Origin of the sequence: Pseudoduganella lutea (assembly GCF_004209755.1) — a bacterium.
Taxonomy (GTDB): domain Bacteria; phylum Pseudomonadota; class Gammaproteobacteria; order Burkholderiales; family Burkholderiaceae_D; genus Rugamonas; species Rugamonas lutea.
Map to the genome: position 1 here is coordinate 5850706 of NZ_CP035913.1, position 16396 is coordinate 5867101.

The 16396-nt window shown below is 59.9% G+C and carries 12 protein-coding genes; 10 read left to right on the plus strand and 2 right to left on the minus strand.

The window, feature by feature from the left end; translation table 11 throughout:
- The first annotated feature begins 2 nt into the window (after positions 1-2).
- The 4 genes from EWM63_RS24815 to EWM63_RS33085 all read left to right on the plus strand — a co-directional run bounded on the left by EWM63_RS24815 (position 3) and on the right by EWM63_RS33085 (position 6460).
- Positions 3-3671: a tetratricopeptide repeat protein gene (locus tag EWM63_RS24815; protein ID WP_130188909.1), complete on the plus strand. Its 3669-nt coding sequence runs from the start codon at positions 3-5 to the stop codon at positions 3669-3671.
- Between the two features lie 42 nt (positions 3672-3713).
- The gene (locus tag EWM63_RS24820) at positions 3714-5168 is read left to right on the plus strand and encodes an alpha/beta hydrolase (RefSeq protein WP_165390911.1); all 1455 of its coding nucleotides are present in this window, start codon (positions 3714-3716) and stop codon (positions 5166-5168) included.
- 471 nt (positions 5169-5639) lie between these two features.
- Positions 5640-5816, plus strand: coding sequence for a hypothetical protein (locus tag EWM63_RS31875; protein ID WP_165390912.1), 177 nt, complete (start codon positions 5640-5642; stop codon positions 5814-5816).
- A gap of 377 nt (positions 5817-6193) precedes the next feature.
- Positions 6194-6460, plus strand: a complete 267-nt coding sequence (locus EWM63_RS33085) for a histidine kinase (protein WP_207221148.1) — start codon at positions 6194-6196, stop codon at positions 6458-6460.
- 90 nt (positions 6461-6550) lie between these two features.
- Here the strand turns inward: EWM63_RS33085 and EWM63_RS24830 are convergent, their stop codons facing one another.
- Positions 6551-6979, minus strand: coding sequence for a hypothetical protein (locus EWM63_RS24830; RefSeq protein ID WP_130188911.1), 429 nt, complete (start codon positions 6977-6979; stop codon positions 6551-6553).
- Between the two features lie 258 nt (positions 6980-7237).
- Here EWM63_RS24830 and EWM63_RS24835 point away from each other — a divergent pair, with 258 nt between their 5' ends.
- Positions 7238-9952: a bifunctional diguanylate cyclase/phosphodiesterase gene (locus tag EWM63_RS24835; protein WP_229487986.1), complete on the plus strand. Its 2715-nt coding sequence runs from the start codon at positions 7238-7240 to the stop codon at positions 9950-9952.
- A gap of 57 nt (positions 9953-10009) precedes the next feature.
- On the opposite strand, the gene EWM63_RS24840 is transcribed toward EWM63_RS24835, so the two are convergent.
- Entirely contained in the window at positions 10010-10924 is a 915-nt protein-coding gene (locus EWM63_RS24840) for a LysR family transcriptional regulator (RefSeq protein ID WP_130188913.1), read from the minus strand.
- A 236-nt stretch (positions 10925-11160) separates the two neighbouring features.
- Here EWM63_RS24840 and benA point away from each other — a divergent pair, with 236 nt between their 5' ends.
- The 5 genes from benA (at position 11161) to EWM63_RS24865 (ending at position 16343) form a co-directional block, all read left to right on the plus strand.
- The gene (benA, locus tag EWM63_RS24845) at positions 11161-12552 is read left to right on the plus strand and encodes a benzoate 1,2-dioxygenase large subunit (RefSeq protein WP_130188914.1); all 1392 of its coding nucleotides are present in this window, start codon (positions 11161-11163) and stop codon (positions 12550-12552) included.
- Positions 12549-13040, plus strand: coding sequence for a benzoate 1,2-dioxygenase small subunit (benB, locus tag EWM63_RS24850; RefSeq protein ID WP_130188915.1), 492 nt, complete (start codon positions 12549-12551; stop codon positions 13038-13040). Before benA ends, benB begins: the two co-directional genes overlap by 4 nt.
- A gap of 29 nt (positions 13041-13069) precedes the next feature.
- Complete coding sequence (gene benC, locus EWM63_RS24855) at positions 13070-14089, plus strand: benzoate 1,2-dioxygenase electron transfer component BenC (protein WP_130188916.1); 1020 nt, start codon at positions 13070-13072, stop codon at positions 14087-14089.
- 1 nt (position 14090) lies between these two features.
- Positions 14091-14891 carry a 1,6-dihydroxycyclohexa-2,4-diene-1-carboxylate dehydrogenase gene (locus tag EWM63_RS24860; protein ID WP_130188917.1) on the plus strand — a complete coding sequence of 267 codons (801 nt, stop codon included), beginning with the start codon at positions 14091-14093 and terminating at the stop codon, positions 14889-14891.
- 99 nt (positions 14892-14990) lie between these two features.
- Positions 14991-16343, plus strand: coding sequence for an MFS transporter (locus EWM63_RS24865; protein ID WP_130188918.1), 1353 nt, complete (start codon positions 14991-14993; stop codon positions 16341-16343).
- Positions 16344-16396: the final 53 nt, after the last annotated feature.

A 16396-nucleotide genomic window follows, 5' to 3' on the forward strand; every position in this document is an offset into this window, starting at 1 on the left:
TTATGCAAAAGTTGGAAATCCGACATGACCCGGAAGGTGACGGTTTTCACTTCAGGGTACAGCGAATTCTCCCTGATAGTATCAGAGAAGCGGCAGCGGTCGCAGTCGCCGATCCACTAGCACTAGCGCTGAGCCAGACCAATTCGCGCCTGGGTGATGAGCTTACGTGGTATCTGGAGTATTACCTGGACTATCCATACGGGCCCAACCAGCAGCGCGCCGAACGCGTTACAACCGCGCTCAAGGAGTGGGGTATACAGGCGTTTAATGCCTTATTCGGCCAAGATAAAGCTCGAGATTGGTACCGTGATGCCACTCGTAGCGCCCATGCGGAACTGCACCTAATTATTACCAGTGACGATGCGCGGGTGCTTGCTTGGCCATGGGAGGCGTTGCATGATCCTCTGGTTGGCGACTTGGCGCTTCACTGCCGCATCGAGCGCCAGCTTCAGTACTTGGAAGATCCTCCTGAGCCGCATCCGGCGCTTTCGCGTGAAAGCATCGGTATCTTGCTAGTTACCGCACGTCCCTACGACGCCGACGTAGGCTATCGAAGTATCTCGCGTCCCTTGGTTGAACTCATTCACAAGGAAAATCTGCCTGCCAGAGTCAAGCTACTCCGTCCGCCCACTTTCGATCAGTTGCGTGCGGAGCTTCAGGCAAACCCGGGTGCTTACCATATCGTGCATTTTGACGGTCACGGTGGATTCGGCATTGAGTCTGACAAGACTGGTCAAAAGCTGAAAGGAGCACAGGGGCAGCTCATATTTGAGCAGCACGACGGAAGCGAAGCGTTTGTTACAGGAGAGCTGCTAAGCCAACTGCTGCGTGAGCATCGCATTCCAATCGCCGTGCTCAATGCCTGCCAATCGGCTACGCTAGATGCGGAAGCCGAAGATGCCTTTGCCTCAGTCGCTACTTCGCTATTGAAGGCTGGTGTGCGTAGCGTTGTAGCTATGGGCTACTCGCTGTACGTGAGTGCGGCTCGGGAGTTTCTGCCACCATTCTACCGGCGACTGTTTGAGTCTGGTAGTGTAGCTGACGCAACCCGTGCTGGCCGCCAAGCACTCGTTGCGCATCCCGAACGTAGATCCGGCTTTGCCCTTCAGGACTGGCTCGTACCGGTTTTGTACCAGCAGCAACCCCTGCACTTTAAATTCACTAAACAAACCCACGTTGAAACGCATGCTTCCGAGTTCGTCATTCCTGAGGCGGCTCGGCTCGACACCAGTGAAACGCCGTATGGTCTGATCGGTCGCGATAGCGCAGTGTTGGCATTAGAGCGCGCTAGCCGCCGGCCACCTGCTGCTCTGCTGGTGCACGGTATGGGCGGAGTGGGCAAGACAACGCTGGTGCGCGGCTATATCGATTGGTTGGCGCGCACCGAAGGTCTACCGCCGAAGATCGTATGGATATCGTTCGTGGATACTGGTTTTGCGGATTACGTGCTCAGCCGACTAGTCGAGGCCACCTTAGGTATCGAGGCTATCGCTGAGCCGGGAGCCCAGAAGTGGTCACAGCTTGTACGCTTCCTACGGAATGCCCCACTCTTGATCGTTTGGGACGACTTCAAATGTACGAACAATACTGCTGATGTTGGGACGGATGAAACATCGGGCTGCCTCATTTCGGCAGATGACCGTCAACGGCTCAAACATTTTCTCCAGCAGCTGCGCGGAGGTAAAAGTAAGGTACTCATCACGAGCCGTACCGATGAGGACTGGCTGGATACTTCAGAGTGCTGGCGAATTCCGTTAAGTGGCCTGCAGGGCGAAGAGCGCGAGGAGTTGGCGCAGCATATTCTGTCCGACCATGGCATCCGGCTTAATCCTAAAGACCATAAAACGACTGACCTGATCACGAGTATGGAAGGGCATCCACTGATGATGCGTGTCATTTTACCCAAGTTAGCACGAGAAAGCCCTGCTACGTTGATGCAGGCGATGGCGCAATACCTGGCAGAACCTGCCAGCTTCAATTCGATAGAGCGCCAGCTTTACGCAACGTTGTGCTACGTTCAGGGTGGGCTGCCAACTAAACTTAAACCTTTGCTATACCCAGTTGGATTGCACGGCGGCAATGTAGACACGGCCGAGCTAGCCAATATGGCAAGTAGAGCTGCTCAACCATTTACAGCTCAGCAGACGCAAAACGCCATGGAGATGTTAGAGGCGGCGGGACTCGCACAGGAAATAGGCTGCAATATATTCAAACTGCATCCGGCGCTCGTCTGCTATCTGCGCGGCGAGGCGAAAAGCGTTGTTGACAGCGCCGCAGCGCAGGCATGGCGCCATGCTTTTGTGGCTACTATGGCGACTTTAGTCGGTCTGAACGTAAGCAGCCCGTTACACTCCCAACATACATTCTATTCGTTCTTTGGTAAGAGTGTCGAGCAAGCATGCAAGATGGTCGATGATTTTGTTAGTCCTAAAGACTATGGCACGTTAATGCAATATCTAGGTAACTATGCCTATGAGCGGCAGGATATGTCGCAAGCTCGCACGTATTTCGAAACTTTAGCGCAGCATTCTGAAATGCACGGAAATGACACCCATGCGTCGGTAGCCTACCACATGCTCGGAATGGTGGCTGCGCGAGGGATGCAAGTCAATGTGGCTGAGGAGTGGTACCGAAAGTCTTTGAAGATTAAGGAGCGCCTATGCGATAAGCGCGGCGTGGCTGGTGCCCATCATCAGCTCGGACTTTTGGCCCAAGAGCGACGCGACCTTAATATGGCCGAGGGGGAATATCGCAGGGCATTAGGAATTAAGGAGGAGCTCGGTGACGAATCCGGGATTGCGGCAACCTGTCATCAACTTGGAACGCTGGCCCATTCGCGGGGCGATTTTCATCTGGCCGAAATATGTTACAACAAGGCGCTTGGAATAACCGAGCGCCTGGGCGAGGAACGTGCCGCCGCAACCACCCTTCACCAGCTCGGTGTCTTAGCTGCGCACTACCACAAATTTGACGTGGCTGAAGTATGGTACCGTAAATCGATGAACATTAGGGAGCGTATTCGTGATGAACTCGGCTTAGCTAACACTCATCATCAGCTCGGAATTTTAGCTTCGAAGCAGAATCGCTTCGATGTGGCTGAGAGCGAGTATCGCAAGGCGCTAGAGATAAAAGAGCGGCTCGGCAACGACTTCAGTACAGCGACTACCTACCATCAACTTGGGGAGGTCGCGCAAGCACGACGTGACTTTGATATAGCGGAGGGGTGGTATCTAAAGTCGTTCAAAATAAGGGCCGAGCTCCGCAATAGCCTCGGCGCCGCAGAAACATGTCATCAACTCGGGATGATCGCAGAGGAGCGGCGAGCGTTAGACGTAGCCGAGGGGTGGTACCGTAAGTCGCTGGACTTCCTGAATAAGGAAGATAAGACTAACGCCGCGCATACGTACTATCGTCTCGGCATATTGGCAATGGAGCAACGCAATTTCGACATGGCTAACAATTGGTGCCTCAAATTCCTTGGAATAGCAGAGCGCCGAGGGGACCTGCTTGGCATTGCGATAATATACGAACAGCTCTGGGCGATATCTATGGAATTGTGCGATCTTGAAGCGGCAGACCGGTACTATCACAAGTCATTGGATAGCCTCAGTGCGTACAACCTTACTCAACTGGAAGACGAGCGCCGTCGTATCCACACTCGAGATAGTTGATCAGAGTCGCCCATTTCCATCGACAGTCAAAGGTTATATAACGTGACACCGCTAGAATCAGCCATAACAAGATTAAGTGACGAGAAAGCGGTTCAATATGTGAATCAGCTCATTCGTGCCTGCCACTCTCCGTCTACTGTCCAACTATCAGGTGAAGACGTGGCTTCGGCAATTGGGTTGGAGTTTTCCCTGCCATGTGATGCAGTCGATGTGCCGTCTTACGGTGACGTGGCCCGATCTGTTTTACTCCTCCTAGCGAGCAATTTCCAGCAGCGGATTGAAATCGAAGCTTTAATAAATACCCCAAAGCTACTCAATTTCGGCAAAGAACTCGTAGACTTTGACCCTATTAAGGTTCTGAACATATTGCAGAGTCAATTCAATGCCTTTAATTTCTTACAGAGCGGGGCGCAAGCGTCGCCGCGTTGGGAAACGGCACAGCCCGGCTTATTGCGGGCGGTGGGTCAAAACCTTCTCACATGCGCAGGTTTTCGCACAGTTGACCCAGTAAGCGATGCTGAGTATAAAATCTGGTACGCGACTACACGTAGTCTAGTAGATCGAGCAGATCCTTCAAAAGGATATGGAGTTCAACATGATGGCAAAGTTCACTATGGTTCTTGTACAGTGTTCGTTCCGAAATCGCACAAGATTGGATCAGTTGGTTCACCGTGGTGGAAGCGCATTCTCACGTGCAATGATGATCGACTGCAGTTGTTGGCGGTCGAGCGCGTGGCTGAAGAGACATTCTGGGCAAGTGTCGCTTTAAAATTATCAAGGTCTCCGATCGAAGAACGCGATGCGGTAATCTTCGTTCACGGATTTAATGTTGACTTTGAAGAGGCGGCCTTGCGTACTGCACAGATCGGGTTCGACATGCAAGTGAAAGGGGCGATGGCTTTTTTTAGCTGGGCATCGCGAGGTGAAGCGAATATGTATTTAGCGGATGCGGCCACAATCGAGCTTGATGAAATGATTCTTGCCGATTACTTATGCGATTTTGCACGGTATAGTGGCGCCCGTCGGGTTCATGTTATCGCGCATAGTATGGGCAATCGCGCCGTACTGCGCGCGGTTGACCGCATTGCAGGTAATGCGCAGCGACGTACAGGAATACAGTTCGGCCAGTTCATTTTAGCAGCGCCTGACGTCGATGTTCGGAAATTTCAGCAGCATTGTGCTGCTTATCGTGCTATTTCTGATCGGACGACTCTCTACGTCTCAAGCAGGGACATGGCTGTGGAAGCATCTCGGTGGCTGCACGACTTTCCGCGTGCCGGATTGGTGCCCCCCGTGACTGTCGCGGAGGGTATAGATACCATTAACGTCGTCAATGCCGATCTCACTTTGCTTGGTCATGGCTACGTCGCCGAAGCTCGTTCAGTCATCAACGATATGCATTCGCTAATCCAGCACGGTGCAGCTCCTCAGAGTAGGTTCGGTATTCGCTTAACGTCGACCGAGCAAGGACACCCGTATTGGATGATTGGTGCTTAGTAATAATTCTTGAGGCACGTTATAAATTCGCTTAGATATGGCGCAACTGTCATCTTTCTTTGTTTCATCCGTCTCAATTCGGCAAACAGCGAATTTTCACATTTCAACGCTCAGTACACTAAGCTTTAAACGCTGATTAAATTTGTGCTTGCCAAGAACGGGAGAGACATTAGTTTCAATTGGCCAACATTCAGTCCTGCAACCACACTGCCGTGCATAAAGAGTCGATTTCGGGAGGTTTTTTTTGCTGCACAGTTGCACGATATTTCCTAAACCCAAGTCTTCCTTGAGTGTCGTAACCTGTCCAAGCATCTTCAAGGGCATCAACCGATTGCCAATGATGAATACAGGGTCTACAACAACAAGCCGGAGCTTGAAAATCCGGCTTTTCACGATGCGGACGTACAGACGCAGCGACAACTGCAAGCCGAATTCAAGGATGCTAAACTGGTCAAAGACTCAGTGAGTGCCATGCTGGTCGACGAAGATCAGATCGGCGCGCTGTATCAATATCAATGGTTCGTCGAAGCGGCTGCCCTGATCATCTGTTCGGATTTTGCGACGATCCAGCGCTACGATCACGATCGGGACCAGCTGGAACTCATCGCCCGCATCGGCTTAAATGCCGCCGCATTAAAGTTCTGGTAGTGGGTGCGACCAGGTCAGGCAACGACCTGCGGACGTGCGCTGGAACTCGGCGAACGCGTTGTCGTGCCGGATTTCGAATCGAGCGCTTCTATCGCCGGCAGCGAAGACCTGAACGAGTTTCGCAAGGCCGGGGCGAAAGCGGCCAATCGAAGCCGTTGCTGACACGAAGCCTGCGCCTCGCCGGCATGATCACCACGCACTGGGCTCGTCGGCACGGTCCCCCGGAAAGCAATGTGCGCCTGCTCGATAGCATTGCCAGGCAGGCGGCGGATCTCATTGAACGCAACACGCCACCGGACGTGTTGCGCCATTAGGCGGCCCGGCTTCTCGACGCGAACCGTTACAAGAATGAATTCCTGCCGACGCTGGCGCATGAGTTGCACAATCCCCTGGACCCCATCCGGACGGGCGTGGCGTTGCTGAGATCGGTAGGGCGGAGCAGGTGCCGCGCCTCGACCATTATGGAGCGGCAACTCGGCCACATAGTGCGTCTGATCGACGATCTTCTCGATGTGTCCCGCATCAGCCGCAGCCGCGGAAGAGCGCTCGTAAAGCCTGAAGGCGGGTATCGACCACCACTTGACCAAGCCAGTGTCCTCAGTGAAATAACGGCGCTGCTTCCACGAATCGCTCGCAATGCCTGACTTGCGACCAAGGCACCCCGCGATTCGCCGTCGTGCTTTGGAACAGCGCCGAGCAGGCATCTGTTCGGATTTATTTTTCTCTACCCGCGATCAGGGTGATGATTCCCGCCGCTCATCGTCCTCGACCATGATCGCCTGCAAGGCCGTCATTTTCTGCTCGGTCGACCAGGTGGGGTGACGGTTGTAGCAGGCTAACGCAAGATGTTCGCACGCGCCGCGAGTGCCCTTGGCATCGCCCCGCGATTCCCGCACGATCTGTAGCGCCGCCTTGTCGAAGCGCTCCTTGTACTGCCCGGACGAGCGCGCGGGCAGCGGGCCTTTCGCCAGCCGGGCGCCGCAACTGAGTGGCTCGTCGAGCAGCGCCCGATAGGCCGATTCGCGCTGCGGCACCGCCTGGGCGCAGACGGACACGTAACCTTCGATTTCCGGATGGCCCGGGCTGTTGCCGGACGCCGGATCCCGTGCGGCGGCCTCGCCGCAGAGGGCCAGCAATGCAAGTGTGAACGTAACTGTTTTCATGCGAAGTTCCCTGGAACGGAGGAACCGGGAGCTTACCCGACAATGTCGCGGCTGGTAAACGATGCCCTGGCCGTGCAGCCGCCATCCCCGCATATCGGGTACACTGGTTGCTCTTTCTGCAAGATCATCATGTTTTACAAGGGTATGCCGGGCCTGGCCCCGGCGCGCGATAGCGCGCCCCAGGCGTGAAACCTCGGCGCCGTTGCCGAGCCAATGCAACCGAGTGCCTGTCGACGCGCAGGTAGCTCTTTGCCGATCGTGCGTCCGCCATCCATGGATTTCAGACCTGGCATTTCCTTTGTCGCGCGGCGCTCGAGGCTCATCCTGTTCTGGCCGATCCTGTCGCTGTGCATTGCCGTCCTCGGTTGGGTATCCATCCTCGATACCCTCGAAAGGGAGCGCCGCGCCCGGGAAGACGATGCGCTGCGCGATGCCGCCGCCATAGCGCGGGGGTATGCCGGGCACCTGGGCCGGACCTTCCACATGATCGACCAGATCCTGCAGCACGTGCGTTTCGAGTGGGCGCTCAGCGAACAGCGCCTGCGGCTGGAAGGCCCGAGCGCGCCCGGCCTGTTTCCGTCCACGCCCATCTTCAATGTCGGCATCGTCGGCACGGATGGAAAACTGATCACCAATACGCTGCCGGTCCGCTCGGAAGATGTGTCGGACAGGATGTATTTCCGCGTCCATGATGACCGGCTCCACAAAACGCAAGTGGCCGACACCCTGTACGTGGGCGCGGCGGCCATCGGCCGGTCGACCGGGCGCAGTGTCGTGCATTTTTCACGGCGCCTCACCGGCAACGATGGAAGCTTCGCCGGCGTGGTGCGCGCGGCGGTGGCGCCAGCCTACCTGATGGCCAGTTACGACCGGGTCGCGCTCGGCGGCAACGGGCTGCTGTCGATCCTGGGCACCGACGGCGCCATCCGGGCCAGCCGGGTTGGCGAAAGCGTCTACAAGTCGACTACGAGTCCCTTCGCCGCCACGGCGCTGGCTGCGTCGGCGTTGCGCGGCGAACCGATGGCCAGGCCCGGGGGCAGCATGCTTGTCGATGGCGCCGCGTGGTTCCTCGACCGGCGCAACCGTTACCTCGGCTGGCAGAAGGTGCCGGGCTATCCGGTCATCGCCATTGCCGGCGTCGACCAGCAGGAAGCGTTCGCCGCCTTCGAGAAGGTCAGGGCGACGACGTTGGCGCGCACGACCATCAGCACGGTCGTCCTGGCCCTTTTCACGGTGGTCGCCATGGCGCTGTCGCTGCGCCTCGGCTGGCGCAAGTACCAGATGGAACTCACCCGCGAAGCGTACCGGCTCGCCACGGAAGAGGGTAGCGAAGGGTTCTACATCTGCCGTGTGATACGGGACAGGAACACTGCCATCGTCGACTTCGAGGTGATCGACTGCAACAGGACCGGGGCCGAGCTGTACGGCAGGCCGCGCGAGGCCATGATCGGTGCCCGGCTGTCGCACCTTCACGAGGCGGACAGGAGCGACTGGCGCGCCCGGCTGCTGCAGCGTTTCATCGTTGCCGTCGAACGCGGCGTCTTCGAAGACGATATTGAAGTGCCGTTCAAGAATGGACGGGAAAAGTGGTACCGCGTGAAGATGGCGCATTCGAAAGGCCTGTTGTCGGTAACCGCCTGCGATATCACCGAAAGCCGGCAGCATATGTTCGAACTCGAGCGCCGCGGCAATGAAGATGGGCTGACAGGGCTGCCCAACCGCCACTGGATGACTGCCTACCTGCCCGCAGCATTGCAGCGCGCCACCGCCAGGCGCGGCATGGTGGCGCTGCTGTTCATCGATCTCGACGGCTTCAAGAACGTGAACGATACGGCCGGCCACCATAGCGGGGATGCGCTGCTGCGCAATGTCGCGAAACGCCTGAAGCTGGCGGTGCGCCCGGCGGACCATGTCGTGCGGGTCGGCGGCGACGAATTCATCGTGATCATCGAGCAGGTGCACGACCGTGCCGCGGTCGCCCACATTGCCGAACGCGTATTGCAGGCCTTCCAGGAACGGTTCCACGTCGCAGAGGGCAGCTACCCTGTCGGTGCTTCGATCGGCATCAGCCTGTTCCCGGAGGATGGCACGGAAATGCAGGAACTTCTCACGCATGCCGACGCGGCCATGTATGCCGTCAAGACCAGCGGCAAGATGAACTATCGTTTCTTCGATCGGGAATACTACGAGACCATCCGCGCGAAGATCGACCGCAATGCGGAGCTGAGGCACGCGCTCGACACCGACCAGTTGATCATGTACTACCAGCCGCGCATTGACGTGCTTACGGGCGAGACGTGCAGCCTGGAGGCACTGGTCAGGTGGGCCCACCCCACCAGGGGACTCCTCGAGCCAATCGATTTCATTCCTCTTGCGGAAGAAACGGGGCTGATCGTCGAGCTCGGCGAAGTCGTGATCGACAAGGTCTGCGCGCAGATGGCCCACTGGTCCCGGCAGGGGCGGCACGTCGTCCCGGTATCCATCAACGTGTCGCCCCGCCAGTTCAACGAATCCGACGTGACCGAGGTGCTGCGCAAGGCGCTCACGCGCCATGGCATCGCCCCTGAACTCGTCGAGATCGAACTGACGGAATCATCGATGACCGCCGATAACGTCCACGTGTCGGAATCCCTCGAAGACATGCAGCAGCTGGGGATTGCCCTTGCCGTAGACGATTTCGGCACCGGCTACTCGTCACTGTCGCAACTGCAGCGGCTCGATTTCGATGTGCTCAAGGTGGACAAGGCCTTTACCGCCGAGCTGGAGAAGACCAAAGAGGGCAGCGTCTTCTTCACGGCGATCATCACCATGGCCCACGCGCTCGGCATGCGGGTCGTGGCGGAAGGCGTGGAGACGGCAGGCCAGGCCCGGCAACTGAAGCAGCTCGATTGCGACGAGCTGCAAGGTTATTTCATTTCGATGCCGCTGCCGGCCACCGAAACGCAGCCGATCCTGGCGCGGTGCGTGTTGTAGGCGTTCCAAGGCGCCATTGACCCGCAGCCCCCCGTGTAGTTGCTCAGGTAGCGGAAGTCACAGTTCCTGGGCAGTGTGGGGAATCCCGCGTTCCTCGTAGATGGCGTAGATCACCGCCAGCATGTTGACCAGCTCCTGCGAGCGGTCCATTGCCCGGGCGCTGAAGATGATGGGGGAGACCGCCTGGCGGTCGTCGATCGGCCGGTAGCACACATCCGTGCGGATCATTCCCTGCAGGCTGTCCGGCACGATCGCGATGCCCTGGCCCGCGCCGACCAGGCCGATGGCGATCTGCAGTTCACGCACTTCGAGCACTTGCTGCGGCACCAGCATGCGGTCCCTGAACGTTGCCAGCACCTGGTCCGCGAAGCTGGGGCGCGGTGCCTTCGGGTAGACGATCAGCGTGTCCTGCATCAGGTCCGACATCTTCAGCGGCCCCGCCGCCTGCGCCAGCCGGTGCCCGACCGGCAGGGCGACGATCAGGGGTTCCTCGCGCAGCACGATGCGGCGGATCGCCGCATCCTCGAACTTCAGCCTGCCGAAGCCCACATCGATGCGGCCATCCTTCAACGCTTTCAACTGCTCCATCGTCGTCAGCTCATTGAAGCTGATCTCCACTTCCTGGTATTGCTCACGATAGCGTCGCACGATTTCCGGCAGCAGCCCATAGAGCGTCGAGGCGACAAAGCCGATCGACAGCTTTCGTTCGATCGCGCCCACGCGCCGCGTCATCGCCTTCAGGTCGGCAGCCTTGGCGAGCAGCTCCTGCGCATGGGCATGGAAGAAGGTGCCCGCTTCCGTGAGTCGCACGGGGCGGGCGCCCTTGACGATCAGGGCCACGCCCAGCTCTTCCTCCAGTTGCTGGATTTGCCGGCTCAACGGCGGCTGCGCCATGTTCAGGCGTTCCGCCGCGCGGGTGAAGTTCTGCTCGTCGGCCACGGTAACGAAGTAACGCAGGTGGCGTAGTTCCATCTCTATACCTTAAAAGTATCATAAATATACCAAAACGGTGTTGGACTGGCAGTTTTACCCAGTCTATTGTACTCATATCGCTTTCGACTATACGAATTAAATATGATTCCGCGACTGAGACCAATGCCGGCGATTCGACCGCCGAGCACGACAAACCATCAGGAGACCGGCACGACACAGCAGGAACCGGCCACCGACATCGACTACACCCGCGCCACCGCTTGAGGAGTCTCGCCATGAACCAGCGCATCACGATCCCGATCCATCCCGCCAGGCCGGGGGCGCCGTCATCCATCGACGGCCTGCTCATTGAAGACGAAGTCCGTGGCGACTACCGGCTGCACCGCAGCGCCTTCACCGATCCGGACCTGTTCGAACTGGAGATGACCCACATCTTCGAGGGCAACTGGATCTACCTGGCCCATGAAAGCCAGATCCCGAACAACAACGACTACTACACCACGCACATCGGCCGCCAGCCGGTCTTCATCGCGCGCAACAAGCACGGTGAACTGAATGCGTTCATCAACGCTTGCAGCCATCGCGGCGCGCAGCTGTGCCGCCACAAGCGAGGCAACAAGGCGACGTATACGTGCCCCTTCCACGGCTGGACCTTCAACAACAGCGGCAAGCTGCTGAAGGTGAAGGATCCGGAAGGCGCCGGCTACCCGGAATGCTTCAACAAGGAAGGCTCGCATGACCTGAAGAAGGTGGCGAAGTTCGCCAGCTACCGCGGCTTCCTGTTCGGCAGCATCAATCCGGACGTGGTGCCACTGGAAGAATTCCTTGGCGGCGCCGGCAAGATCATCGACATGATCGTGGACCAGTCGCCCGACGGACTCGAAGTGCTGCGCGGCGCGTCGACGTACACGTTCAACGGCAACTGGAAGCTGCAGGCCGAGAACGGCGCGGACGGCTACCACGTCTCCGCCGTGCACTGGAATTATGCGGCGACGACGAACCGCCGCAAGGAACAGGAAGCGCAGCCGGGCCGCGAAGACAAGATCCGCGCCATGGACGCCGGCACCTGGGGCCGGCAAGGCGGCGGGTTCTACGCGTTCGAGCACGGCCACATGCTGCTGTGGACCCAATGGTCGAATCCGCAGGACCGGCCGAATCATCCGCGCCACGCCGAGTATGCGGAAAAGTTCGGGGAGGGGACGGCGCGCTGGATGATCGAGCGCTCGCGCAACCTGTGCCTGTACCCGAACGTGTACCTGATGGACCAGTTCGGGTCGCAGATCCGCCTGCTGCGACCGATCTCGGTGGACAAGACCGAAGTGACGATCTACTGCATCGCGCCCAAGGGCGAGCCGGACGACGCGCGCGCCCGCCGCATCCGCCAGTATGAAGACTTCTTCAACGTCAGCGGCATGGCGACGCCCGACGACCTGGAAGAGTTCCGCGCGTGCCAGGCCGGTTACGCCGGCGCGGCGATGGCGTGGAACGACATGTGCCGCGGCGCGACGCACTGGATCAAGGGACCGGACGAGGCAGCCAGGGCGATCGGCCTGCAACCGGTAATGTCGGGCGTGCGTACCGAGGACGAAGGCCTGTACACGGTGCAGCACCGCTACTGGCTCGACGTGATGCAGAAGGCCCTGGCGAAGACGGCGGTGCAGCCATGAGCGCGGTCCACCTGGAACGGATCGCGGCCTTCCTGTACCGCGAGGCGCGCCTGCTGGACGACGAGCAGTGGGACGAGTGGCTCGCGTGCTACGACCCCGATGCACGGTTCTGGATGCCTTCCTGGGACGACGACGGCACGCTGGTGACGGACCCGCAGCGGGAAATCTCGCTGATCTACTACCCGACCCGCCAGGGGCTGGAAGACCGCGTCTTCCGCATCAAGACGGAACGCTCGAGCGCGACGATTCCCGACACGCGCACCAGCCACAACATCGCCAACATCGAAGTGGTGGGCGTCGAAGGCACGCGCGTCACCGTGCGCTTCAACTGGAACACGCTGAGCCATCGCTACAAGACCGATTTCGCGTACTTCGGCATGTCGCGCTACGTGATCGATTTCGGCGGAGACCAGCCGCGCATCCTCGACAAGTATGTCGTGCTGAAAAACGATTACATCAAACAGGTCATCGACGTGTATCACATTTAGCCATTCACCGAACGAGAAGGAGACAGGTGATGAACACTCATCGCATCGCCCTGCAGTTCGAAGACGGGATCACCCGCTTCATCACCTGCAACCACGACGAAAAACTGGCCGACGCCGCCTACCGGCAAAAGGTCAACATCCCGCTGGACTGCCGCGACGGCGCCTGTGGCACATGCCGCGGCCATTGCGAGTCCGGCAGCTATGACATGCCGGCGTCGAGCTATATCGACGACGCGCTGGAACCTGCCGATGCCGCCCAAGGCTACGTGCTGGCCTGCCAGATGCGGCCCACGTCCGATTGCGTCGTGAAGATTCCGGCCACGTCGGCTGCCTGCAAATCGGGGCCGGCCACCTTCGGCGGCAGGATTGCCGCCATCGAGCATCTGTCCGCGTCGACGATCACGTTTGCCATCGATCTCGATGGTACCAGCCCCGAATTCCTGCCCGGGCAGTACGTCAATGTCGGCATCCCCGGTACGGAACTGACCCGCTCGTACTCGTTCAGTTCGCCGCCCGGTTTGCGGCAGGCGCGCTTCGTGGTGCGCAATGTGCCCGGTGGCCGGATGAGCGAGTTCCTGTCGCGGGACGCGTCGCCCGGGCAGGCCATTGCCTTCACCGGCCCGTTCGGCAGCTTCTACCTGCGCCCGGTCGAGCGCCCGGTGCTGATGCTGGCTGGCGGCACCGGCATCGCACCGTTCCTGTCGATGCTCGATGTGCTGGCGAACCAGGGATTGACGCATCCGGTGCGGCTGGTCTATGCGGTGACCAACGACCATGACCTCGTGGGCCTGGAGCAGCTCGATCGCATCGCCGCAGCCAACCCGCAATTCAGCTATGTCACCACGGCCGCGGCGGTCGACAGCAGTCACCCGCGCAAGGGTTACGCAACCGCGCATGTCGAGCCGTGCTGGATGAACGGCGGGGACGTCGATGTCTACCTGTGCGGCCCCGTACCGATGGTGGATGCGGTGCGCAACTGGTTCACCGAAACCGGCGTGGCGCCGGCCAGCTTCCACTTCGAGAAATTCTCGTCCACCAGCGGAGCCTGACATGACGCAAGAACCGAACAACACCCGTGAACGGTTTCGCGGCAAGGTCGTGATCGTGACAGGCGCCGCGCAGGGTATCGGCCGCGGCGTGGCGCTGGCCGCCGCACGCGAAGGGGCCCGGCTGGTGCTGGCCGACCGCGCCGGCCTGGTGCGGCAGGTGGCGGCGGAATGCATCGACCTGGGGGCCCGGGTCGCCGTAGTGCAGTCCGACCTGGAGAGCTACGCGGGCGCCGTTGCCGTGATCGACGCGGCACTGGCCGGATTCGGCCGCGTCGACGTGCTGGTCAACAATGTCGGTGGCACGATCTGGGCCAAGCCCTACCAGGAATACGAAGAAGACCAGATCGAGGCTGAAATCCGTCGTTCGCTGTTCCCCACGCTGTGGTGCTGCCGGGCCGTGCTGCCCGCGATGCTCGCGCAGGGCGCCGGTGCGATCGTGAATATATCGTCGGTAGCCACGCGCGGCATCCACCGCATCCCGTATTCGGCGGCCAAGGGTGGCGTGAACGCATTGACGGCCAGCCTGGCAATGGAGCACGCGCAGGACGGCATCCGTGTCAACGCGGTAGCCACCGGCGGCACGGAAGCGCCGCCCCGCGTGGTGCCGCGCAATCCCGAGCCGCTCAGCGCGCGGGAGCAGGTGTGGTACCAGGGGATCGTCGACCAGACCGTGGCGAGCAGCCCGATGCATCGCTACGGCACCATCGACGAGCAGGTGGCCGCCATCCTGTTCCTTGCCTCCGACGAAGCGTCGTACATCACCGGCAGCGTGCTGCCGGTCGGTGGCGGAGACCAGGGATAAGGGCGAAGACCCGCCAGGCCGGACGCAGCCTCGATCACTTCGCGGCCACGCTGAAACAACGATTCGCAACAACACCAATCCAGCAAGGAGACACGCATCATGCGGCAAATCGACGTGCAAGGCATGGCGGACAACGCCCGGTTCAACCGCTTCCATGCCAGCATCCTGGCATGGTGCGCCATCATCATCATCTGCGACGGCTATGACCTGGCAGTGGCGGGCATCGCGCTGCCTTCGATCATGAAGGAAATGGGCATCACCGCGCAGAATGCCGGATTCATGGTCAGCTCGGCGCTGTTCGGCATGATGTTCGGCGCGATCTTCCTCGGCACGATCGCCGACCGCATCGGCCGCCGCGCCGCCATCGCCATCTGCCTGGCGCTGTTTTCCGTCTTCACCGCCGCGGCTGGCATGACGAACGATCCATATGTGTTCAGCGCGATGCGTTTTCTCGCAGGACTCGGGATCGGCGGAGTCATGCCGAACGTGGTGGCCCAGATGACGGAATACGCGCCGAAGAAAATCCGCGCCACGCTGGTCACCCTGATGTTTTCAGGGTATGCCGTGGGGGGCATGCTGGCAGCGCTGCTGGGCAAGGGCATGATCGAGGCGTGGGGCTGGCAATCGGTATTCCTGGCCGCCGGCGTGCCGGTCGTGCTGATTCCGTTCGTCCTGAAGTCGCTGCCGGAATCCCTGCCGTTCCTGGTGCGGGCAGGGCGGCTCGACGAGGTGACGGAGATCATCGGCAAACTCGAGCCAACGTTCATGCCGCGGCACGACGATGCCTACGCGCTGCCGTCGGCGGACCGTGCTTCCGGTGCGCCGATCGGCCGGCTGTTCCAGGATGGCCGCGGCTTCTCGACGGTGATGTTCTGGATCGCGTTCTTCATGTGCCTGTTCATGGTGTATGCACTGAGCTCGTGGCTGGCGAAGCTGATGGCGGGAGCAGGCTACAGCCTGGGATCGGCATTGACGTTCGTGCTGGTGCTGAACTTCGGCGCGGTCATCGGTGCGGTCGGCGGCGGCTGGCTGGCCGACCGCTTCCACATCAAGTATGTGCTGGTGGCCATGTATGCGCTGGCCGCCGTGTCGATCACGCTGCTCGGCTATCCGGTATCGACACCCGTGCTGTTCGTGCTGGTCGGCCTGGCCGGCGCCTCCACCATCGGCACCCAGATCGTCACCTACGCCTACGCCGGCCAGTTCTACCCAGCGGCAGTGCGCACCACTGGTATCGGCTGGGCTTCCGGCGTGGGCCGCGCCGGCGCGATCATGGCGCCCATCGTGATCGGCACGCTCGTCGGCATGATGCTGCCCCTCCAGTACAACTTCATCGCGATCGCCATCCCGGCCGTGATCGCCGCGGTGGCCATCGGCTTGATCCGGCACGGCAAGTCCGCCGCCGCGCACGGACCCGTTGCCGAAAAATTTGCCGAGCCTGCAAAGGCCTGATCCACCGGCTTGCCATGCCCTTTCGTGCGGCATAAAGCCTGCTACCGCCACGG